This is a genomic window from Arthrobacter sp. BL-252-APC-1A (genome assembly GCF_009696625.1).
GTDB lineage: Bacteria > Actinomycetota > Actinomycetes > Actinomycetales > Micrococcaceae > Arthrobacter_B.
This window is the reverse complement of the sequence record NZ_VULS01000005.1, coordinates 254,137-275,638: the sequence shown is the minus strand read 5'-3', so window position 1 is coordinate 275,638 and position 21,502 is coordinate 254,137. Positions and strand designations below refer to the sequence as shown.

The window sequence follows — 21,502 nt, the reverse complement described above, 5'->3', positions numbered from 1 at the left end:
AACGGGAAGGCGTACGCGGGCGGTGCAGGCTAGAAGCCGGAGCCGCCCTCGACCGCCATGTTGGAGAAGCGCGAGTAGTGGCCCTGGAAGCCGACCACGATGGTCTTCGTGGGGCCGTTACGGTGCTTGGCCACGATCACGTCGGCCTCACCGGCGCGTGGGGACTCCTTGTCGTAAATATCCTCACGGTGCAGCAGGATCACCATGTCGGCGTCCTGCTCGATGGAGCCGGATTCACGGAGGTCGGAGACCATGGGCTTCTTGTCGGTGCGCTGCTCAGAACCACGGTTCAGCTGCGAGAGGGCGATTACCGGAACTTCAAGCTCCTTGGCCAGCAGTTTCAGTGCACGGGAAAACTCGGAGACTTCCTGCTGGCGGGACTCCACGCGCTTGCCGGAGGACATCAGCTGCAGGTAGTCCAGGACCACGAGCTTGAGGTCATGCCGCTGCTTCAGTCGACGGCACTTGGCGCGGATTTCCATCAGGGACATGTTCGGGCTGTCGTCGATGAAGAGCGGCGCATCGTTCATGCGGCCCATTGTGGTGGCGATCTTGCCCCACTGCTCATCCTTGATGGTGCCCTTGCGCAGGTCCTGCAGACCAATTGTGGCCTCGGCTGAGAGCAGGCGCATGGCGATTTCGTTGCGGCCCATTTCCAGGGAGAAGAAGACCGTGGTCATGTTGTGCTTGATGGCCGCGGAGCGCGCAAAGTCCAAGGCGAACGTGGACTTGCCGACGGCGGGACGGGCGGCAATGACGATCATCTGGCCGCCGTGCAGGCCCTGGGTGAGTTCGTCCAGTTCATAGAAACCGGTGGGCACACCGGTCATGCCTTCACCGCGGTGGCCGGCGGACTCAATTTCGTCCACCGTTCCCTCAATAATGTCCTTCAGCGGTACGTAGTCTTCCGCAGTTCGGCGCTCAGCCACGGCGTAGACCTCAGCCTGGGCCGCATTGACCAGGTCGTCCACTTCTCCGTCATTGGAGTAGCCAAGCTGCACGATCTTGGTGCCAGCATCAACCAGGCGGCGGAGGACTGCGCGCTCCCGGACGATCTCGGCGTAGAAGCCGGCGTTGGCTGCGGTGGGCACCGACTGGATGAGCGTGTGCAGGTACGCGGGGCCGCCGATGCGGCTGATTTCTCCGCGCTTGGTGAGCTCATCGGAGACCGTCACGGCGTCGGCGGGCTCGCCGCGGCCGTAAAGGTCGATGATGGCTTCGTAGATGGCTTCGTGCGCCGGGCGGTAGAAGTCGACGCCGCGGAGGACTTCCACGCAGTCGGCGATCGCGTCCTTGGAGAGCATCATGCCGCCCAGCACCGACTGCTCGGCGACCAGATCCTGCGGCGGAGTCCGGCCGAAATCAGAGGTGCGGGTTGATTCAGCGGAATCCGCATGTGCAAGCGACACGGGGCCACCCTTTCCAAAAAACGTTCTATCTCCGGTCCCGTCAGGCAGATCCGGAGGTGTGTATGGCTGGCTACGTTCTAGCCGACGGCACTGACAATGGGGCTTCTGCCCGCCGTGCCCCCGCCGATACCATTCCCGGTGCGCCGATGAGGGAGTCCACCGCAACCGTAGCCCCGTGAGGCCCCCTCAACAAACGAGTTATCCACAGGCCTTGTGGATAGCCTGTTCATAAGTGGGCGTGTCTTGTGCACAGGCTGGGCATAAGGCTGTGGATAACAAATTAGTTTCTGCCATAATATGGCTCTGACTAGGCAAAACACCCGTCCACACCTGTGCACAGCGAACTATTTTCCCCAACATTCAGCCACAGCCTTCAGGTTGACAGATCACGGGAATGGGCATACGGAGACCATTATCCACAGCAGATATCCACATACCTGTGAACTACTGGGGACTACTTGTGTTGGTAAGCCCGCTTGGGATTATGAGACCCGAAAAATGTCCTTCACCAGGTCTAAAGGTGTGCCGAACGCAACAGCGCCCCCCGCCGGAAACGGCGGGGGGCGCTGTGTATCACGCAGTGCGCGGCGTACTAGCTGGCAACGACCTCGAGGTCGATGACGGCAGCGACGTCGTCGTGCAGGCGGACGTTGGCCTGGAAAGAACCAACCGACTTGATGTGAGTCGGCAGTTCAACCTTGCGCTTGTCGATGCTGCCGAGGCCGGCAGCTTCAACAGCAGCGGCAACGTCAGCGGGCTTGACCGTGCCGAAGAGGCGTCCGGACTCGCCGGCCTTGACGGTCAGCTTGACCGGCTTGGCGGAGAGTGCAGCAGCCTGCTTCTGGGCATCTTCCAGCGAAGCGTGCTCGCGCGCAGCGCGGGCAGCCTTGATGGACTCAACCTGCTTCTCGCCACCCTTGGTCCAGGTGAGAGCGAAGCCGCGGGGTACCAGGTAGTTACGTGCGTAACCGTCCTTCACCTCAACAACGTCGCCTGCAGCACCGAGACCGGTGACTTCGTGGGTCAGAATGAGCTTTGCCATGAGTTAGGTTCCTTTCCTTTAGCCGCGGCCAGCGCCGGAGTAAGGCAGGAGTGCAACTTCACGGGCGTTCTTGATTGCCTGTGCGATCTTGCGCTGTTCCTGCACGGTTACGCCAGTTACGCGACGAGCGCGGATCTTTCCGCGGTCGGAAATGAACTTGCGCAGCAATGCTACGTCCTTGTAGTCGATGACAGTGATGTCAGCGGCCTTCAAGGGATTGGACTTTGGTTTGGGCTTGCGAAGTTCAGCCTTAGCCATCGTGGAGCTCCTTATGTCTAGTGGAGCCCGTGGATCAATTCCACGGGATGGGCTCGACGGCGGTTGCCGTCAGAGGTTGTGCCTTGCGGCACAGGGGTATTGCTTAGAAGGGCGGATCGTTGGAATCCGGGCCGGCTCCCCAGCCGCCTGAGTTGCCGCCTGCAGGGGCACCCCAGGGATCGTCCGCAGGTGCGGACTGCTGCTGCTGGCCGCCCCAACCGGAGTTGGAGTTGCCGCCGAAGCCGCCGCCGGCGTTCCCGCCGAAGCCACCGCCGCCACCGCCGGAGCGCTGGGTGCGGGTGACCTTCGCGGACGCGTAACGAAGCGAGGGGCCGATTTCGTCGACCTCAAGCTCCATGACGGTACGCTTTTCGCCCTCTTTGGTCTCGTACGAACGTGACTTCAGGCGGCCCTGGCAGACGACTCGGGTTCCCTTGGTCAGGGACTCGGCGACGTTTTCCGCAGCTTCACGCCAAACCGACGCACGGAGGAACAGCGTTTCGCCGTCCTTCCATTCGTTGGACTGCCGGTCGAAGGTGCGCGGCGTCGAGGCAATGGTGAAGTTCGCCACTGCTGAACCGGACGGGGTGAACCGGAGTTCCGGATCATTCGTCAGGTTGCCGACCACGGTGATCGTTGTCTCGCCTGCCATTTATGCCTCCTGGTGTCTCGGCCCGTTTCCCCGGGCCTTTCGTTGACGAATAAAAGGTGGACCGAAATTACTCGGCAACAACCTTCTGGTCTTCGGGGCGGATGATCTTGGTGCGCAGGATGGTCTCGTTGAGACCAAGCTGGCGGTCAAGCTCAGCAGCAGCTGCAGGGCTGGCGGTGAAGTTAACCACCGCGTAGATGCCTTCGGACTTCTTCTTGATGTCGTAGGCCAGGCGGCGACGACCCCAGATGTCCACCTTGTCGATGGTTCCACCCTCGTTGCGGACAACGTTGAGGAACTTGTCGAGCGAAGGCTCCACGGTACGCTCTTCGACCTCGGGGTCGATGATTACCATCAGTTCATAAGCACGCATTTGTGAACCCACCTCCTTTGGGCTATACGGTCACGGTCTTTCCGTAACAGGAGGTTCTTTAGCGTTGTCTTTGCTCCGGCGCAGCGAGGGGAGTCCCCTCACGCCGAAAGCCTGCCAGCCGGAGCTGACAGCACAGACTCCACTATCCTATCCGATTTTTCCGTACCGCCCGGCCACTGTGGACAGCACCCCTTGTGTCAGCGGACGAAGAACACTTCCGCGGCACGGGACAGCCAGGCAGGATCCTGCACGCCGGCCATCTCGCGGGCGGAGTGCATCGAAAGCAGCGGAATGCCGACGTCGATGGTGCGGATTCCCAACCGGGTTGCCGTGAGCGGGCCAATGGTTGAACCGCAGGGAATTGCGTTGTTGGACACGAATTCCTGGTAGGGAACTTCGGCCTCCCGGCAAAGTCCTGCCCAGTACGCCGCCCCGGGAGCGTCGGTGGTGTAGCGCTGGTTGGCGTTGATCTTGAGCAGCGGCCCACCGTTCAGGACAGGCCGGTTGGCGGGGTCGTGCCGTTCGGCATAGTTGGGATGCACCGCGTGCCCGGCATCGGCAGAAATGCAGAAGGAAGCAGTAAAGGCCCGCTGTGCCTGCATTGCATCCGCTCCGAGTCCCGTGCTGACCCGGGCCAGCACGTCTTCAAGGAACGGGCCGGCCGCGCCGGAGCGCGATCCGCTGCCGACTTCCTCATGGTCGAAAGCGGCCAGGACGGCAATGGATCCGGCGGTCTTGGTTTCCGCAGCAGCTTCCAGGGCGCGCAGTCCGGCGTGGACGGATGACAGGTTGTCCAGCCGCCCCGAGGCCAGGAACTCACTGTCGGCGCCGAACACCCGTGCGGGCTGGGTGTCGGCGGCAACGACGTCGTACCCCCCGATTTCACCGCGGTCCACGCCTGCGCTGGCGGCGAGCAGGCCCAGCAGGTCAGCGGCAGACGGGTCACCGAGACCCCACACCGGGTTCATGTGCTGCTGCTTGTCCAGCTTCAGGCCTTCGTTCACGGCGCGGTCCAGGTGAATGGCCAGCTGCGGGAAACGCAGCAGCGGACCGGTGGCAACCAGGTGCTCGACGCCGTCGAGCGTCACCAGCCGTCCGGCGAGCTCCAGTTCACGGTCCAGCCAGGAGTTCAGCAGCGGTCCGCCGTAAACCTCCACGCCGGCCTGCAGCCAGCCGAACTTTCCGGTAGTCGGCGAAGGCTTGAGCTTGAAGGTTGGCGAGTCAGTGTGGGTGCCGAAGATGTTGAACCCCGTGCCGGCAGCGGCTCCTTCGGGAACGATCCAGGCGATGAACGCGCCGTCACGGACCACGACGTACCGGCCGGGGGCTGCGGGCCAGTCCTGGTCCTCGGACAGCTCCGTGAATCCGGCAGCTGCAAGCCGGTCTGCAGCGGTGCGCGCCGCGTGGAAGCTGGAGGGTGAAGCGGCAACATAATCGCCGAGGTCTTTTACGTGAGCCAGTGCGTCAGACATGCTCTGATTCAACCAGAGCCGGCGGCGGGCGCGTAACCGCTGCCTCGCACAAAAAAGGATCCCCCGGGCAGTGCTGCCCGGGGGATCCTGCGGGAGGTGTTCGGTGAAGGCGTCCGCGGCCGTTCTTCCGCTTCTGCCTTCACCGAAGTGTGGGGGTGCTACACGTCGCGGCGCTTGGTGACGATCAGCGCCACGATCAGGAGCAGGACGGCCCAGCCGCCCAGGACCAGTCCGCCTTCGAGCTGGTTCAGCGCGCCGTCAGCAATATTCGTTGCCACCAGCTGGGAACCGGCGCTGCTCGGCAGGAACCGCGCGGCGTCCGGAATCCAGTCCGCCAGGCCGGAGATCAGCTGGATGATCACCGGCAGCACGAACAGCACGCCAATAATGGTGACGACCCCGCCGGCTGTGCTGCGAAGCAGCGACCCGGTGGCTACACCCATGATCGCGATGCCGGCCAGGAGTGTTCCGGTGTTGATGATGCTGGGCAGCACCCACGGAGCGTCCAGGCCGAAGTCCAGGTTTTCCGGTGCCAGCAGCGGCTGGCTGATCAGGAAACTGGCAAAGGCTCCGGCGACTCCGATGACGAAGGCAACGAGTGCGGTGATGATCGCCTTGGCGAGCAGCGCCGGCGTGCGGGTGGGAACAGCCACCATGGTGGAGCGGATCATTCCGGTGCTGTACTCGGAGGCCACGAGGACCACGGCGAGGGCAGCGATCAGCAGCTGGCCGAAGAGCGCACCCGATGCAGGGGTGTCATAGACCATGGCCTGCAGGTCCATGCCGTTCCCAACACCCATGGCCGGTCCCATGCTGGGATCATCCGCGAGCATCTGGGCGGTTGTGGCCCAGCTCCAAGCCACCAGCGCGGCCAGGCCGACCATGACCACGAGGGTGACGGAGAGCAGGATGACGGTGGAGGGCAGGGTGGTTACCTTGATCCATTCCGAGCGCATGACCCTGGCAAAGTTGACGCCGCTGCCGTCAGTGCGGACCGCCCGGCGGGAGGTCGCGGGTGCGGATGTGGTGCTCATGCTCGGGTTCCTTCCACAACAGGCTCGGCGGAAGCCGGTTCCTGGCTAAATCCGTGTGACTTGTATTCGACGTCGTCCCTGGTGAGTTCCATGTAGGCGTCCTCAAGGGAAACCTGGATGGGCGTCAGTTCGGTGAGCAGGATCCTGCGGTCCAGCGCGATTTCGGCAATGGACCGTGAATCGGCGCCGCTGACTTCAAACAGTCCGTCTTCAACGCGGGTGATTTCAGCACCCCGCCCTTCCAGGACGGGCAGGAGGTCCGCAGCGTGGTCGGTGCGCACCCGGGTGCGCTGCCGTCCGCCGCCGTCGATGATGTCCTGAATCGGCGCGTTGGCGATGATGCGGCCGCGGCCAATCACGATCAGGTGATCCGCTGTAACAGCCATTTCACTCATCAGGTGTGAGGAAAGGAAAACCGTCCGGCCCTCGGAAGCGAGCCCCCGGGCAAGATTCCTGACCCAGAGCACGCCCTCGGGATCCAGGCCGTTGACCGGCTCGTCCAGGATCAGCGTATTGGGGTCCCCCAGCAGCGCAACGGCGATGCCCAGGCGCTGGCCCATACCCAGCGAGAACCCGCCGACGCGCTTCCTGGCAACCGGTTCCAGACCGGTTAGCTCAATGACTTCGTTGACGCGCTTGTTGGAGATGCCGTGCGTAGCGGCCATGGCCCGCAGGTGGTTGTAGGCCGACCGGCGGGTGTGCACTGCCTTTGCGTCCAGCAGCGCACCTGCCTCGTGGAGCGGAGCCTTGTGCTTGGCATAGGGCTTGCCGTTGATGGTGACGGTTCCGGCAGTGGGACGGTCAAGTCCCACAATCATCCGCATGGTGGTGGACTTGCCGGCGCCGTTCGGACCCAGGAACCCGGTCACTTTCCCGGGTTCGACAGTAAAGGAAACGTTGTCGACCGCGGTCTTGCTGCCGTAGCGCTTGGAGAGGCCGTGTGCCTCGATCATGGTGATCCTCATCTAGGAGCGTACAAATTCGTGGGGGTGACTCCACACTATGCGCACCATGTGCTGCAGCGGACCGTTCCTAGGGATGATTCAGGCTAATTCAGGAGTCCCCCTTAGGGATGACTCAGGGATTTCCCTGACGCCAAAGGGGATGAGGCCCTAAACATCGCGCTTCCTGAGGACGAGGATGGCCGCGGCCAGGAGCACCACTGCCCATCCCGCGAGGATCAGTCCGCCCTCCACCTGATTGAACTGACCGGGCTGGACCTGCGTGGCTACCAGCTGGCCCGCGGCGCTGCTTGGCAGGAAACGGGCGGCGTCTTCCACCCAGTCCGCCAGGCCGGTGAGCAGGCCGGCGATGATGGGCAGGACAAACAGCGCGCCCACCAGGGTCACCACTCCCCCGGCCGTGTTGCGCAGGAGTGCGCCAATACCCACTCCCATGATGGCAATCAGGGCCAGGACCGTCCCTGTGTTGATGATGGAGGGCAGCACCCCGTCTGCTTCCAGACCGAAGTCCAAATCGGAGCCCCCAAGGATTGGCTGCGCCAGCAGATAGGTGGTGAAGGCCGCCAGCACACCGACCAGGAAGGAGATGACGGCTATCACCAGCGTCTTGGCCAGCAGTGCGGGAATACGGGTGGGCACCGCCACCATGGTGGACCGGATCATTCCGGTGGTGTATTCGGACCCGATCAGCACCACCGCCAGTGCAGCGATCAGCAGCTGACCGAATGGAAGGCCCGCGGATGGAACGTCATACGCAGCGGTCTGCAGAGACTGGCCGATTCCCTCGGGCGGGCCTGACTCCGGATCGCTGGCCAGCTGGACTATCCCCCAGGCGACCAGTGCACCCAGGCCGACCATCACTGCGAAACTCACCGCCAGGAGGATGACGGTCGAAGGCACGGTCGCCGTCTTGATCCACTCAGAGCGCAGCACACGGCCAAAGGTGACCGGACGGCCGGCCCAGGATCGCTGTGACCGGGACCCAGGGGCTGCAGCTGTGCTCATTCGCTTTGTCCTTCGTTGGCCGGGAACGCCTGCGCGCCGATCTGCTGCGACTGGTATTCGACCTCGCCGCCGGTTAGTTCCATGTAGGCATCTTCAAGGGTTTCCTGCTGCGGGATCAGGCCGGTGATAAGGATCCCCCGGGCGAAGGCCGCCTCAGCGATGCTCCGGGCGGACAGCCCGAGGACCGTCACCTCGTCCGCCGCCTCCCGGCGTATTTCCACCCCCGCAGCGGCTACAGCGGCTGCCAGGCCGTCGGCGTCGTCCGTTCGCACCAGGACGCGTTCGGCCTGGCCGCCGGTGAGGACTGTCTCGATGGGCGCGTCGGCCAGGATACGGCCGCGGCCGATCACGATCAGGTGATCAGCCGTGACGGCCATCTCGCTCATCAGGTGGGAGGAGATGAACACCGTACGGCCTTCGGCGGCGAGGCCCTTGACCAGGTAGCGCACCCACTTCACGCCTTCCGGGTCCAGGCCGTTGACCGGCTCATCCAGGATCAGGGTCTGCGGGTCCCCCAGCAGGGCCGCGGCAATGCCGAGGCGCTGTCCCATACCGAGTGAGAAACCGCCCACCCGCTTCCTGGCCACCGGACCCAGGCCGGTCAGCTCGATGACCTCGTTGACGCGTTTGGTGGAAATGCCTTCGGTCGCGGCCAGGGCGCGCAGATGGTTGTATGCCGACCGTCTCGGGTGCACGGCCTTTGCCTCCAGCAGCGCACCGACCTCGTGCAGCGGCATCCGGTGCCTGGCGTACGGTTTCCCGTTGACCGTCACTGTTCCTGAAGTCGGATGGTCCAGACCGACAATAAGCCGCATGGTGGTCGATTTTCCGGCACCGTTGGGCCCGAGGAACCCGGTCACCCTTCCCGGCTGGACCGAAAAGCTCACCCCGTCCACGGCAGTCTTGCCGCCGTACCGCTTGGCGAGTTCGCGCGCCTCGATCATTGGGTTTCCTTACGTTCGCGGGCGGGGTCCTACCGTGAGCTCACTGCCTCAAACTTCCGCACGGCAAGGGGAACAAAAACAAGAAGCAGGGCCGCAGATCCGATCAGCACGGTCGCAATTGCGTGCTGCATGGGCCACGTGTCTGGGACCGGAGCCGAACCCAGGTTGCCGAACAGCTGCCGCACAGCCTGCACCAGGGCCGAAACAGGGTTCCATTCAGCGAAGATCCGCAGCGGCTCGGGCAGGGTGGAACTCTGCACGAACGCGTTGGAAATGAACGTGATGGGGAACAGGATGATGAACGAGGCGTTGTTGATCGCTTCCGGTGAACGGACGGACATGCCCAGCAGCGCCATGACCCAGCTGAAGGCATAGGAGAAAAGCAGCAGCAGTCCGACGCCGGCGAGGAAGCTCGCAAACGACGTGTTGACCCGCCAGCCCACCAGCAGGCCCGTGGCCATCATGATCGTCACCGAAATCGTGTTGAGCACCAGGTCGGAATTGGTGCGTCCGATCAGGACGGCGGACGGGCTCATGGGAAGGGTGCGGAACCTGTCGATGATGCCTTCCTTGAGGTCCTGGGCCATCGCGGACCCGGAAAAGGTGGACCCGAAGACCACGGTCTGGGCGAAAATCCCGGCCATCAGGTACTGGGTGTAATCCGTTCCCTGAACCTGGATGGATCCGCCGTAGACCTGGCTGAACAGCAGGACGAACATGATGGGCTGTAGCACTGCGAAGGCGAGCATGTCCGGTGAGCGGCGGATCTTTATCAGGTTCCGCTTGGTGACTGTCCAGCCGTCCGAAGCCCAGCGTCCAATGGCGGATCCCTCGGTGGGGGCCAGATCCAGGGCCCCGGCTGCGGCGGTCACTGTGCGCTCCCTGCGTCTGCTTTTTCCTGGTCCGCTTCGGCCATGTGTCCGGTGAGCTTGAGGAACACGTCGTCGAGGGTGGGGCGGCGGATCCCGGCGTCGTGCAGTTCGATGCCTGCAGCGGCCAGGTCTGCCAGAACGTGCTGCAGTGCCGAGGGACCTTCAGTCACTGCCACCTCCAGGCTGCGTCCGTCACTGGCGGTCTGGACTTCTCCGCTGCCGTACCGGGCAAGCACGTCACGGGCCACACCGGCGTCGAATCCTTCAACCAGTGCCACTGCCACACGGTGTCCGCCGATCATGGCCTTGAGCTGGTCGGATGTTCCCTCGGCGATGACTTTGCCGCCGTCGATCACCGCGACGCTGTCTGCCAGCTGGTCGGCTTCTTCCAGGTACTGGGTGGTCAGCAGCAGGGTGGTTCCGGCGGCAACCAGGGATTTGATGACATCCCAGAGCGCCAGCCGGCTGCGGGGGTCCAGCCCTGTGGTCGGTTCGTCCAGGAACAGCACCCGGGGTTCGTTGACCAGGGCACCGGCGAGGTCCAGCCGGCGCCGCATACCGCCGGAGTACCCCTTGACGGGGCGGTTGCCGGCATCGGCCAGGTCGAACTGTTCAATCAGCTCAGCCGCCCGGCGGCGGGCTGCCGGGGCCGGCAGGTGGTAGAGCCTGCCCACCATGCGCAGATTCTCAATACCGGTCAGGTTCTCATCCACGGCCGAGTACTGTCCGGAAACGCCAATGATCCGGCGCACGTCCTTGGGACGCTGCAGGACATCGAACCGGTCGATCACGGCTGTGCCGGCATCGGGTCTGATCAGGGTGGTCAGGACCTTTACCGCGGTGGTCTTGCCGGCTCCGTTAGGACCCAGCAGGGCTTTGACGGTGCCTTGGGGAACTGCGATGTCCAGTCCGTCCAGGGCATACACCGGACCGGACTTTGACTTGTAAACCTTGGTCAGGCCGCGGGCCTGGATCAGGGGATCCCTGCGGCCTTCGGACACAGGATTAAGCGGGGAAGAATTGTTGGGGGGAAAGGACATGCGCTCAGGTTAGGACTGAGCGGACGCGCTGGATAGGCCTTTTCCGGACAGCTTCAGTCCGCAACTGTGCGGGGAGGAGGAACTTGGCTGGAATTGCCCGCTAGGCGGCAGGATTCCCTGTACCCAGGTCCTCCGGCTTCCGCTCGGCGGCGACCGGCGCAAAAAGGATGGACATGAGCATTGCCGCGCCCACAACCAGCAGCGCGTTGCGCAGGCCCCACTGCTCACCAAGGAAACCAAGCAGCGGAGGGCCGACGAAGAACGCCGTGTAGCCAAGGGTGGAAACAACCGAAACCCGGCCCGCAGCATGGGCCGGATCGTCACCGGCGGCGGACATGCCCATAGGGAAGCCCAGTGCGGCGCCAATCCCCCACAGGATGACGCCGATCCCGGCGAGCCAGAGGCTGGGCGCAAACACAAAGAGAATCAGACCCGCCAGTGAAGCGCCCATGCACAGCCGAAGCGCCCGCACCCGGCCCATCCGGTCGATCAGCCTGGCGCCGAACCAGCGCGTAGCGGTCATGGCTGCCACGAAGGTCCCGAACATCACCGCACCAGCGGTTTCAGAGGCGTCCAGCCCATCCACCGTTGCCTTCGCCACCCAGTCGTTGGCGGCACCTTCAGTGAGGGCGGCACCTAGAACAACGACGCCGATCAGCAGCGTGCGTCCTTCCTTCCAGGCTCCGAAGCTGGAGGGCTTGGGGGCGCCGTCGTCGTCGTGGGCGTGCAGCATCTCCGGGGAATCCGGCAGGAAGGCCTTCGGCACCAGGATTACGAGCACAACTGCCAGCACCACAATTCCGAGCAGGTGGACTGGGAGGCTGACTCCCAGTGCGGAAAGCCCGGCGCCAATCATGGCTCCGATGAAGGCTCCGCCGCTGAAGGCTCCGTGGAACTTTGGCATCAGCGTCCGCCTCAGCCCGCGTTCAACCTCTGTCCCTTCCAGGTTCATGGCAACGTCCCACAACCCGATTCCGGCGCCAAAGAGCAGCAGGCCGCCGGCTGTGAGGGGAATCGATGCCCAGGCCAGCCCGGCAGCGATCACAAGGGCAGCGGCGGATGCCAGCAGTCCCCCGGTGCGGACGGCATTTGCTGTCCCCACCCGCTGTGCCAGGGCACCTGCCAGGGGAAGGGCCGCAACTGATCCAACGGCTGAGAAGAGGAGCAGCAGCCCTACACCGGCGGAGCCGATGTCCAGGGCCTGCGCTGCTGCCGGGATCCGCGCTGCCCAGCTGGCAAAGATCAGGCCGTTCAGGGCGAAGATGGCGAAGACAGCCAGCAGGGCCCGGTCCAGGGTTTTCGTGTTCACTCCCTCATTCTGGAGCCCCGGGGCCGCCGGAGGGAAATGCCGTCCGGCGTGGCGCCTAGCGTGCCCGTTCGACCCGCTTTTCGTCCCAGACGGGTTCTTCGGACTCATAGACGCGCCCGTCGGAGCCGAACACCAGGAACCGGTCAAAGCTGCGGGCGAACCAGCGGTCGTGCGTCACGGCCAGCACGGTTCCCTCGAATGCCTCGATGGCCTTCTCCAGCGCCTCGGCAGAGTGCAGGTCAAGGTTGTCCGTCGGTTCGTCGAGCAGCAGCAGGGTGGCACCCGAGAGTTCCAGCAGCAGGATCTGCAGGCGGGCCTGCTGTCCGCCGGAGAGCGAGTCGTACTTCTGTTCCCCTGAGGAGGCCAGGCCGTAGCGGTCCAGTGCCCCCGCAGCCGCCTCCCGGCCCAGGCCGGAGCGGTGCTCGTCGCCGCGGTGCAGGATGTCCAGCAGCGTCTTGCCCAGCAGGTCAGGGCGAAGCATGGTCTGCGCGAAAAAGCCGGGACGGATCCGGGCACCGAGCTTGACCGAACCCTCATGGGGCACCGGAGCGATCTCCACCTCGGAAACCGGCTCGTGTTCCTTGTCCGGATCGCTGCCGCCGAGGGCCAGGAGGCGCAGGAAGTGTGACTTGCCGGAGCCGTTGGATCCCAGAACGCCAACCCGGTCGCCAAACCAGATTTCGGTGCTGAACGGCTTCATCAGGCCGGTCAGCTCCAGCTTCTGGGCCACGACGGCGCGCTTGGCGGTGCGGCCGCCGCGCAGCCGCATCTTGACGTTCTGCTCGATCGGCAGCGCTTCGGGCGGTCCGGCTTCCAGGAACTTGGCGAGCCGGGTCTGGGCTGCGTGGTACCGGTTGGCCATGTCGGACCGGAACGCCGCCTTGTTCTTGTACATGTTGACGAGTTCCTTGAGCTTTACGTGCTCCTCGTCCCAGCGGCGGCGCAGTTCTTCAAAGCGTGCATTGCGGTCTTCCCGGGCCTTGATGTAGCTGCCGAATCCGCCGCCGTGGATCCAGGCAGACGCCCCGTTGATCCCCGGTTCAAGGGTGACGATGCGGGTCGCAGCGTTGGCGAGCAGCTCCCGGTCGTGGGAAACGAACAGGACGGAGTTTCTGGATTCGGCGAGCTTGGCCTCGAGCCAGCGCTTGCCTGGCACGTCCAGGTAGTTGTCCGGCTCATCGAGCAGCAGCAGCTCGTCAGGTCCGGAGAACAGCGCTTCCAGGACCAGGCGTTTCTGCTCACCGCCGGAGAGCGTGCTGGCCTGGCGGTACTGGGCAGCGTCAAAGGGCATGCCCAGGGCGGCGGTGGTCACTTCGTCCCAGACCGTCTCCTGCTCGTAGCCGCCTACGTCGCCCCAGTCCGCAATGGCCTGGGCATAACGCATCTGGGTGGGCTCGTCGTCGTTCTCCATCATGGCCTCTTCGGCCTCATCCACGGCCCTGGCAGCGGCCGCGATGGCCGGCGGAGCGGCAGAGACCAGCAGGTCCCGCACGGTGCTCCCGTCCCGGACCTGGCCGACGAACTGGCGCATGATCCCCATGTTCCCCGACCGGGAAACGGTGCCCTCATCCGGCTTAATATCCTCGGCGATGATGCGCAGCAAAGTGGTCTTACCCGTGCCGTTCGGTCCGATCAGGGCCGTTTTATGGCCCTCGCCCACCTTGAAGCTGACGCCGCTGAGCAGCTGCCTGCCGTCGGAGAGGAAGTAGTCGATGCCGGATACGTCTAAATGAGCCACGCTTCCATCCTCCCATCGCGGGGATGGACTTCCGCCGGCGTGACGGCGGTCCGCCGCGGGCATAGGCTTTTGTGTTGGCAATTACCGCAGAAATACCGCAGAAAACCAGGAGAAAAAGATGATCTTCATCGTCGTTAAGTTCAAGGTCAAGCCTGAGTGGACCGATCGGTGGCCCGAGCTCACCCCGGCCTTCACCGCTGCCACCCGCGCGGAAGACGGCAACCTCTGGTTCGACTGGTCCCGGAGCCTGGAAGATCCGAACGAGTTTGTGCTCGTGGAAGCGTTCAAGGACGACGCCGCGGCTGCCCACGTCAACAGCGACCACTTCCAGCAGGCCATGAAGGACATGCAGCCCGCCCTGGTCGAGACCCCGCGCATCATCAATACGCTCATCGACGGCCAGGAATGGTCACGGATGGGCGAACTGGAAGTTAAGTAACACCAGCCGGAGCGCGCCCGTTATTCCTCGAGGGAGAATCCGGCGCGCTCCAGCAGTTCGCGCAGGTCCACGACGGTCTGTTCGTCGATGTCCTTGCCGCGCGGCGGAGTCAGGTAGTCCGTTTGGCCGGCGATGGTCACCTCGTATTTACCGTTGTGCTCACGGGTGGTGTCGGCGACGGTGTCCAGCAGTGAACGGACCCGCTTCCATTCGATGTTGTGGGAGACGGGGTGGCGCAGGATCTGGTTCAGTGTGTCCCGGTGGTGGTTGTTCAGGTGTTCTGGTGTGTCCGTCATGGGAACCTCCTCCTTCAAGTTCCCCATGGCGTGCGCTTCAGTGCAAGGGTTCAGGGCCGGAAGTCCAGCCCTGGGGTGTCCCCGGCCAGTTCGAGTTCCGAACCGAAGCTGATGCTCACCAGGTCAATGCGGTTCTCCCAGCGCCCTGCTCCGCTGACGTCCTCCTGATACACCGCACGGGCCTTGCCACCGGTCGCATACACCGCGAGTCCGGTTTCGGGCGTTCCAACGATCCGGTACTGCGGCGCCTTCTCCAGGCTCCATTCCAGGTTCCGGTACCGCTCCGGCCCGAAAGCGGTATAGGCGGCATTGGGGCAGGCAGCGGGCGCTGCTTCGTGCCCTGCAAGGCAATCCGAGAGATAAGCCTCTGCCTGCAGCTGTACTTCGGGCGCCAGCTCACCCGTAACTGCGGGCCGGAGGCGCACACCTTCCGGGCCGCCCGCCATTCCCGGCTCCACGGTCACCGTCTGGCCCGGTCCATAGCTGAGATAACGCTGCGGCGGGCCCTGGATGAGGTAGGAACCCGGCAGCAGCAGCACTTCGGCATGGCTGGTGTCCGGCGGGAGTGCAAGCTCTGCACCGTTGATCAGGATTGTTTCCGTCCCGGCGGGAACGTCCACCTGCACCGTCCGCGCGGCGGTCGGTTCAAGCTGCCAGACGGTGAAGATCCAGGCTCGGATCCCGGTATCCCTGAGCCGGAACTCAACGGGTTTGGTCTCGCCGTTCTGCACCACAGCCGCCTGCACGACGGCGCGGCCGTCGCGGATTTCCTGTCCCAGGATCGAGAACCCTGTGATCCTGTGGCCGGCTTCGCGGTACACCGCTTCTTCCTGCGGCACGAGCGCCTCAACAGCCGGCAGCAGGGAGTGGGCGGCGGAGTGGTCCCCCGATGCCAAAGCAGCCAAATAGTCTTCGACTTTTGCCTTGGGGCCCAGGACGTCCTCGCTGACAAACCGGTAGCCCAGTGCGGCTGCCGCCGCGAGCACCGCTGCCCCGGCCGCTGCCAGAAACGCTGCCCTGCGGCCGCGCGGTGATCCAACGCTCCGACGACGGCGGCCGCGGCCGCGCCCTGCGCCTGGGCGGACAGGCCCGGGCGCCGCGCCGGCAGGCGGCGTGGCAGAGCCTGGACGTCCCGGACGTGGTTGGACTGTAACCGTCATGAAAGATCCCCCGGTCGTGCTGTGGCGGGACGTTTCCATGCCACTGTCTTTGGATGCCGAGTCCCAAGATACAGTTCTCTTCCCCTCCGGGCCGTTGGTGACGCCGTGCGGCGCGGACCCGGAACCAACCCGTAACCTCGCAGCAAACCGCCGGCGGGCCTCCCGCTCAGGAGGATCCCGCAGCGGGTCCCAGCGCGGGGACCTGGAGGCCAAAGACATCCTTCAGCGCCAGGCGCGCAGCGTGGTACCCACCCATCCCGTGGACGCCGGGGCCGGGCGGGGTGGAGGCTGAGCACAGGTAGACGCCGGGCAGGGGGGTTTGCCAGGGGCTGGGCGAGAGGACCGGCCGGCGAAGCATTTGCCCCAGTGTGACGGCCCCGGCACCAAAATCCCCGCCCACATAGTTTTCGTTGTACGCGGCGAGGCCCTGCGCCGTCGTAGTCCGGGTCTCAAGGACCACGTCCCGGAACCCGGGAGCGAAGCGCTCAATCTGGGCTGTGATTTCGCCGGCCATGTCCCGGTTGGAGCCCGCCGGAACATGGCAGTACGTCCAGAGGATGTGATGCCCCGCCGGTGCGCGGGTTGAATCAAAGCTGCTGGGCTGGGAAAGAAGCACGTAGGGCTCCCCGGGATGCCGGCCGGCTGCCACCTCCGCCTCGGCCGCAGCAGTTTCGGTCCGTGTTCCGCCCAGGTGCACTGTTCCTGCAGCGGCGACCGCGGGGTTCTTCCACGGAACCGGCCCGGACAGGATGAAGTCCACCTTGCAGGCCGCGTTGCCGTACCGGAACTGGCGCAGCGTCTTTTCATAGCGTGCCGGCAGCCGCCCCCCGGCCATGCGCAGCAGACCGGCAGGGGCGGTATCGAGAATCACCGCGCGTGAGCCGGAGACCTCGGCCAGGGAATCCACTCTCACCCCGGTCTCGAGCTCTCCGCCGTGGGCGAGGAGGTCCTCAACCATCGCATCCGCAATCGCCTGCGAGCCGCCAACCGGAACCGGCCAGCCAACGGTGTGGGCCAGCAGGGCAAGCAGCAGTCCCCCGCCGGCTGAAGGCAGCGAGGGCAGCTGCCCCACCGGGTGGGCCATCACCCCGGTCAGCAGGGCAGGGGCGGCCTCCCCGCTGAACCTGCGGTTCCAGGCCGCGGTTCCCTGGTCCAGTGCTGCCAGTCCAAAACGCAGCGCTGAGAGAGGTTCCCGCGGAACCTTCAGCAGCGGGTCCATCAGCGTCCGGGTGATCGCTTCGCTGTGCCGGACCAGCGGGCCCATGAGCCTTTTATAGGCGTTGCCGTCGGGGCCAAGGTCCTGGATGGTTCGTTCCAGGCTCCGGTAGGCAACCGCAGCCTGCCCGCCGTCCAGCGGCTGCGCGTACGACGCTTCGGGGACCTCCAACCGGATCCGGTCAGCCAGGCCGAAATCCCGGAAGAAGGGCGATGCCAGTCCCATTGGATGGACTGCGGAGCAAATGTCATGCCGGTAACCGGGACGCATCAGTTCGCTGGTGCGGGATCCCCCGCCCGCGGTGGGTGCAGCTTCCAGGACGCGCACGGACAACCCGGCGCGGGCCATGGTGACGGCTGCAGCCAGGCCGTTCGGCCCGGAACCCACCACGGTTACGTCAGTCACGGCCGGCCTTGGCATCCGGACGCCGAATCCGCGCTGCGGCGCGGCGGAGGAGACCGGGGGCGTCCCGGCGTACCCGAAGGGCTGTTGCGAGTGCGCGGTAGCGGAGCGGATGCAGCGGAATGTCGTAGGTCGTGGGAACCGTGACCACGGTCTTCGAGAAATTGCGTTTGAACGTGGTGACGTTCGCCAGCGAGGGATAGTTCTCGCTCTCAATGCCGGTCAGGCCGCAGGCTGTGTTCCCCGCGTCCTTGAGGATCTTGAACGCTTCCCAGAGAAGCAGGTAAGGCGCGTTGGTCTTCCGGGCATCGCGTGAGCTGGCAGCGAAGTAGTACACCGCGTAGCCGCGGTATTCCGTGGTGATCAGCCAGGAGACCGGCTTGCCGTCCACATAGGCCACCATGAGGCGCAGATGGTCTCCGAGTTCGGTGAGCAGGGTTTCATAGAACGCGGAATCGAAGCTGGAGAACCCGTCGCGGGCTGCAGTCTCCTGCATGATCGGGAAGAGCTCGGTGCGGAAAACGTCCGCCCACTGCTCCCGCTCCACAGCGCGCACTTCCACGCCCAGCTTCTCCGCCTTGCGGATAAGGTTCCGGGCATTAGGCCGGAACGCCGCGAAAATCTTGTCCGTATCCGGCGTCAGGTCCACTACGATTTCGCGCTCGTACCAGCCGTGTTCCAGCGGCCCGGCGACCGGCGGCTGGACATGCTCCACCTGCATCCGGACGTACAGCGGATCCACGGCGGGGTCGGCCCTGAACTGCTCCTGCACGGTGGCGACCAGCCGGGCTTCCGCCTCGGGCGTCCGTTCGGTAAACCAGGTGGGTCCGTTTACCACTACGAGGGACGGGCGCAGGCGCCGCCGTGAACGCAGGTAACTGGCGGTCGCAACCAGCTTGCCGCCGTCGTAATAGGCCCAGATTCCGTAGGGATCGCGGCCCAGTCTGGTCTCGAAATCCGCCCAGTAGGGCGTTTGTTCCAGCGGAATGACGACGCCGGGGTGCCCGGCGGCGAGGGACTCAAAGTCCTCGCGCGACAGCTGCTGAAAACGGTAGGGAGCGGGGGTCACTGTGCTTCTTTCGCCGGGGCTGCGTCCGTTTCCAAGGGTACCCGAGGGCGGCGGCCGAGCCTGAGCCGCCAGCGGTCTGGCGCCTGGTTGAACGGTCCGCCCTGCGGATCGTCGATGCCCATGCGGCGGACCGGATCGGTGCGGGGGTCCCAGATATCCAGGGCCACCCTGAACATCAGGTACATGGTTGCGCCCATGTGCCCCGCTACTGACAACACGAACCAGCCTGAATCAAGGTTGTTCTCCGGGGGTCCGCCGCCAAGGATTGCGGCGAGGTAGAGCCAGATTGCCCACCAGTGCATTACCTCGAAGAACTGCCAGATCAGAAAGTCCCGCCAGCGCGGCCGGGCCAGTGCCAGCAGCGGCACGAGCCAGAGCACGAACTGCGGTGAGTAGACCTTATTGGTGAGGATGAACGCGGCCACGATCAGGAAGACCAGCTGGGCCATTCGCGGACGGCGGGGCGCCGCGAGGGCCAGCAGGGCAATCCCGGCGCAGGCCAGGGCGAAGAGGAAGTACGCCCAAAAGCCGATGAATGCGGCATCTGCCTCAAATTCCGGGAAGGTAATGTTCCAGGCTTGCCAGACACTTGAATTCCCCGCGCCCCGGTCCCGGGAAAACTCGTAAAAGTACTTCCAGCCCTCGAAGTCGCGGAGCGCAAAGGGAACATTCACCGCCAGCCAGGTCAGGGCAGTGGCTGCGAACGTGACGACGGCGGGACGCCACTTGAAGGTTCGGATCGCCAGGACGAGCACGGCACCGAGGATCAGCACTGGATAGAGTTTCAGCGCCGTTCCCAGGCCTATCAGCACCCCGGCCAGTGCCGGTTTGCTGCGGGCGAAGGCCAGCATGCCCAGGGCAGCGAGCATCACGGCCCAGATGTCCCAGTTGATGAACATGGACAGGATCATTGCCGGTGCCACGGCCACCATGGCCGCATCCCAGGGGCGGCGGTTGGCCATCCGCATGGTGGCGATCACCGTGACGATCCAGGCCGCGGTGGCAAACACTGCATTGAGGTCGAAGTAGAGCAGCCAGCGGGATTCCGCCTCCGCGGGGACCAGCCAGGCCACAAACCCGGCGAGCAGTCCCAGCAGCACCGGGTACTCGAATTCAGATCCGGCGCTGATGAAGGGATAGATCCCCTCTCCCAGCCCCCGGGCACCGAACAGGGCCGGCCAGTCCGAATAGCACGCCTGGTAGAACTGGTTGGACCAGCCGTTTGCCCGGCAGGGGGTCTTCGCCAGCAGCGCCAGCAGGGCCGCCCCCGTGGTCATCAGGATCAGAACGCGTTCCACCGTGAAGAAACCCGGGGACACCATTCCCGGGGCCGTGAACTTCCCCATGGGACCGCCGAGTCCCTCCGTGAAGCGGCTCAGCAGCCGGTCGTTTCGGCTTGGCACAACAATCCGCATCGGCCGGCGGCGGGGCGTGGAATCCATGCCTACCAGTATGCCGGTGGGCCCCCGCGCGGCCACGTCCGACTGGCTGAAACTGTGCTCAGGATGCCTGCAGGGTGCCGCCGCCGGCCAGCTGGTAGTCCTGTCCGTTGAGGTAGCCGTTTCCATCTGCCCCGGGATCGTAGGTGAGGGTGTGGCCGTTGCCCGTGATGTTGGTGATCTCGTTGCCCGTAACCAGCGCACCCTGCACCGAAGTGGCGGAGGAATCCGCGGCGAGTTCCACCATGCTGGTGTTGTCCAGTTCCAGGCCCACGTTGCTCAGCGTCCCGGTGACCCGGCTGTTGGCTGTCAGTGACACGGACAACGTGCTCCCGGCGTCGGCGGTCAACTGTCCTTCCAGCACCGTTTCCTGCAGCGAGGCCGAAGCACTGCCGTTGCTGGACACGCTGATCAACGCACCGGATCCGGGGTCCAGTTTGGGTGCATTGCTGAGGTTGATGGTGGCACTCACTCCGTCTACGAAAACGGCGTTGCCGTCCTTGGCGGTCAGTGTTCCGCCGGACATGGTGAAAGTTCCGCCTCCGGTGCTGCCCGGCGTACTGGAGTACAGATAGGCACCGTGCGTGCCGCCGGTCAGATCGGAACTGGTGGTGCGCACCGAGTTGGCGCCCTCCACAACGGCAGCCTCCGCCAGCGCCGAAGATCCGGTCAGGCCGCACACGGAGATGATCCCCGTGGAGTAGATGACGGCGGACAGATCACCGCTTGCCGTGGCGTTCCCTCCGCTGACCTGGATGTCTCCCCCGCCGCGGTCAGTGGCGATCACGCTGGAGTGGTCACTGGCGGTGGACAGCTGCGGGCTCACGGCCGTGAGGCTCCCGCCGTCGGTAACATCCAGGGCGTGGGAGAAACTGCCCTGGGTCTTCACGCTCACGTCCTGCAGGGACGCCGAGGAACCCGTGCCGGTCGCAAACACCCCGTTGGCGCCGCTGCCGGCGGTTTCGACGGTGGTCCCGTTCATGGCCAGGGATCCGCCCCCGGAGATGAGCACGGCGGCATTGAGCCCGGAAAAGCTGGATGAATCGGTGCTGGAGCTGTCCCCCGACTTGCTGATGGTGGACGCACCCACTGCGCGCTGCTGCCCGCTGCCCACCTCGAGGGCGGACTTGTCCGGGTCCGCGGCGGAGAAATCACCGCTTTCCGGACTGGGTGTGGCAGAGGGCTCCGGCAGCTCACACTCGTCGGCGAGCTGTGATGCAGAGCCGGATTCCGCCGTCGGGCTCGGGGATGAGCTTTCCGTACCGCTGTCCTGGGTGCAGGCCGTGAGTCCTCCGCCCACAAGAAGCCCGGCTGCTGCCAGGGCGGCGGCAGCTCGGCCGCGGAAGGTTGCTGGCAGGGATTTCATGGCGC

At 64.9% G+C, this 21,502-nt stretch carries 22 protein-coding genes; 2 read left to right on the top strand and 20 right to left on the bottom strand.

The features are described 5' to 3' along the window. Positions 1-29 precede the first annotated feature (29 nt). The 14 genes from dnaB to FYJ28_RS10185 all read right to left on the bottom strand — a co-directional run bounded on the left by dnaB (position 30) and on the right by FYJ28_RS10185 (position 14,110). Positions 30-1,409 carry a replicative DNA helicase gene (gene dnaB / locus FYJ28_RS10250; protein ID WP_055242874.1) on the bottom strand — a complete coding sequence of 460 codons (1,380 nt, stop codon included), beginning with the start codon at positions 1,407-1,409 and terminating at the stop codon, positions 30-32. A gap of 592 nt (positions 1,410-2,001) precedes the next feature. Further along, positions 2,002-2,451, bottom strand: coding sequence for a 50S ribosomal protein L9 (rplI, locus tag FYJ28_RS10245; protein ID WP_055242872.1), 450 nt, complete (start codon positions 2,449-2,451; stop codon positions 2,002-2,004). A gap of 18 nt (positions 2,452-2,469) precedes the next feature. Next, positions 2,470-2,709 carry a 30S ribosomal protein S18 gene (rpsR, locus tag FYJ28_RS10240; protein WP_003800144.1) on the bottom strand — a complete coding sequence of 80 codons (240 nt, stop codon included), beginning with the start codon at positions 2,707-2,709 and terminating at the stop codon, positions 2,470-2,472. A 103-nt stretch (positions 2,710-2,812) separates the two neighbouring features. Then, positions 2,813-3,361 carry a single-stranded DNA-binding protein gene (locus FYJ28_RS10235; protein WP_154579185.1) on the bottom strand — a complete coding sequence of 183 codons (549 nt, stop codon included), beginning with the start codon at positions 3,359-3,361 and terminating at the stop codon, positions 2,813-2,815. A gap of 67 nt (positions 3,362-3,428) precedes the next feature. Further along, positions 3,429-3,734 (bottom strand): 30S ribosomal protein S6, encoded by a 306-nt coding sequence (gene rpsF, locus FYJ28_RS10230; protein WP_055242868.1) that lies wholly within the window; start codon positions 3,732-3,734, stop codon positions 3,429-3,431. Positions 3,735-3,931: 197 nt separating this feature from the next. Next, positions 3,932-5,206, bottom strand: coding sequence for a M18 family aminopeptidase (locus FYJ28_RS10225; protein ID WP_195840648.1), 1,275 nt, complete (start codon positions 5,204-5,206; stop codon positions 3,932-3,934). Positions 5,207-5,364: 158 nt separating this feature from the next. Beyond that, positions 5,365-6,240, bottom strand: coding sequence for an ABC transporter permease (locus FYJ28_RS10220; protein ID WP_055242865.1), 876 nt, complete (start codon positions 6,238-6,240; stop codon positions 5,365-5,367). Next, the gene (locus FYJ28_RS10215; RefSeq protein WP_055243028.1) at positions 6,237-7,193 is read right to left on the bottom strand and encodes an ABC transporter ATP-binding protein; all 957 of its coding nucleotides are present in this window, start codon (positions 7,191-7,193) and stop codon (positions 6,237-6,239) included. The genes FYJ28_RS10220 and FYJ28_RS10215 overlap by 4 nt, the downstream gene beginning before the upstream one ends. 159 nt (positions 7,194-7,352) lie before the next feature. After that, on the bottom strand, positions 7,353-8,207 hold the full coding sequence (locus FYJ28_RS10210) for an ABC transporter permease subunit (RefSeq protein WP_055242863.1): 855 nt from the start codon (positions 8,205-8,207) through the stop codon (positions 7,353-7,355). Continuing rightward, positions 8,204-9,151, bottom strand: coding sequence for an ABC transporter ATP-binding protein (locus tag FYJ28_RS10205; RefSeq protein WP_154579183.1), 948 nt, complete (start codon positions 9,149-9,151; stop codon positions 8,204-8,206). The genes FYJ28_RS10210 and FYJ28_RS10205 overlap by 4 nt, the downstream gene beginning before the upstream one ends. Positions 9,152-9,180: 29 nt before the next feature. Further along, entirely contained in the window at positions 9,181-10,023 is an 843-nt protein-coding gene (locus tag FYJ28_RS10200; RefSeq protein ID WP_326831647.1) for an ABC transporter permease, read from the bottom strand. Further along, positions 10,020-11,063 (bottom strand): ATP-binding cassette domain-containing protein, encoded by a 1,044-nt coding sequence (locus FYJ28_RS10195; RefSeq protein WP_154579182.1) that lies wholly within the window; start codon positions 11,061-11,063, stop codon positions 10,020-10,022. The genes FYJ28_RS10200 and FYJ28_RS10195 overlap by 4 nt, the downstream gene beginning before the upstream one ends. 100 nt (positions 11,064-11,163) lie before the next feature. Next, positions 11,164-12,372 carry an MFS transporter gene (locus FYJ28_RS10190; protein WP_326831646.1) on the bottom strand — a complete coding sequence of 403 codons (1,209 nt, stop codon included), beginning with the start codon at positions 12,370-12,372 and terminating at the stop codon, positions 11,164-11,166. 55 nt (positions 12,373-12,427) lie between these two features. Further along, complete coding sequence (locus FYJ28_RS10185; protein WP_326831645.1) at positions 12,428-14,110, bottom strand: ABC-F family ATP-binding cassette domain-containing protein; 1,683 nt, start codon at positions 14,108-14,110, stop codon at positions 12,428-12,430. Positions 14,111-14,228: 118 nt separating this feature from the next. Here FYJ28_RS10185 and FYJ28_RS10180 point away from each other — a divergent pair, with 118 nt between their 5' ends. Next, complete coding sequence (locus tag FYJ28_RS10180) at positions 14,229-14,549, top strand: putative quinol monooxygenase (protein ID WP_154579179.1); 321 nt, start codon at positions 14,229-14,231, stop codon at positions 14,547-14,549. A gap of 20 nt (positions 14,550-14,569) precedes the next feature. On the opposite strand, the gene FYJ28_RS10175 is transcribed toward FYJ28_RS10180, so the two are convergent. Both FYJ28_RS10175 and FYJ28_RS10170 read right to left on the bottom strand, forming a co-directional pair. Then, a complete protein-coding gene (locus FYJ28_RS10175) occupies positions 14,570-14,845 on the bottom strand; it encodes a hypothetical protein (RefSeq protein ID WP_055242853.1) in 276 nt (91 codons plus the stop codon). A gap of 50 nt (positions 14,846-14,895) precedes the next feature. After that, complete coding sequence (locus FYJ28_RS10170) at positions 14,896-15,831, bottom strand: hypothetical protein (protein ID WP_154579178.1); 936 nt, start codon at positions 15,829-15,831, stop codon at positions 14,896-14,898. Positions 15,832-15,875: 44 nt separating this feature from the next. Between FYJ28_RS10170 and FYJ28_RS17540 the strand changes: the two genes are divergently transcribed. Then, positions 15,876-15,998 carry a hypothetical protein gene (locus FYJ28_RS17540; protein WP_268235006.1) on the top strand — a complete coding sequence of 41 codons (123 nt, stop codon included), beginning with the start codon at positions 15,876-15,878 and terminating at the stop codon, positions 15,996-15,998. A 173-nt stretch (positions 15,999-16,171) separates the two neighbouring features. Here FYJ28_RS17540 and FYJ28_RS10165 read toward each other — a convergent pair whose 3' ends face one another. From FYJ28_RS10165 to FYJ28_RS10150, 4 genes are read right to left on the bottom strand one after another with little or no spacing between them, the layout of a single operon-like run. Then, a complete protein-coding gene (locus FYJ28_RS10165) occupies positions 16,172-17,626 on the bottom strand; it encodes a phytoene desaturase family protein (protein ID WP_326831644.1) in 1,455 nt (484 codons plus the stop codon). After that, positions 17,619-18,692, bottom strand: a complete 1,074-nt coding sequence (locus FYJ28_RS10160) for a lipid II:glycine glycyltransferase FemX (protein ID WP_055242847.1) — start codon at positions 18,690-18,692, stop codon at positions 17,619-17,621. Before FYJ28_RS10160 ends, FYJ28_RS10165 begins: the two co-directional genes overlap by 8 nt. Beyond that, positions 18,689-20,134 (bottom strand): glycosyltransferase family 87 protein, encoded by a 1,446-nt coding sequence (locus tag FYJ28_RS10155; RefSeq protein WP_055242846.1) that lies wholly within the window; start codon positions 20,132-20,134, stop codon positions 18,689-18,691. Before FYJ28_RS10155 ends, FYJ28_RS10160 begins: the two co-directional genes overlap by 4 nt. A gap of 58 nt (positions 20,135-20,192) precedes the next feature. Next, on the bottom strand, positions 20,193-21,497 hold the full coding sequence (locus FYJ28_RS10150) for a hypothetical protein (RefSeq protein WP_154579176.1): 1,305 nt from the start codon (positions 21,495-21,497) through the stop codon (positions 20,193-20,195). Positions 21,498-21,502: the final 5 nt, after the last annotated feature.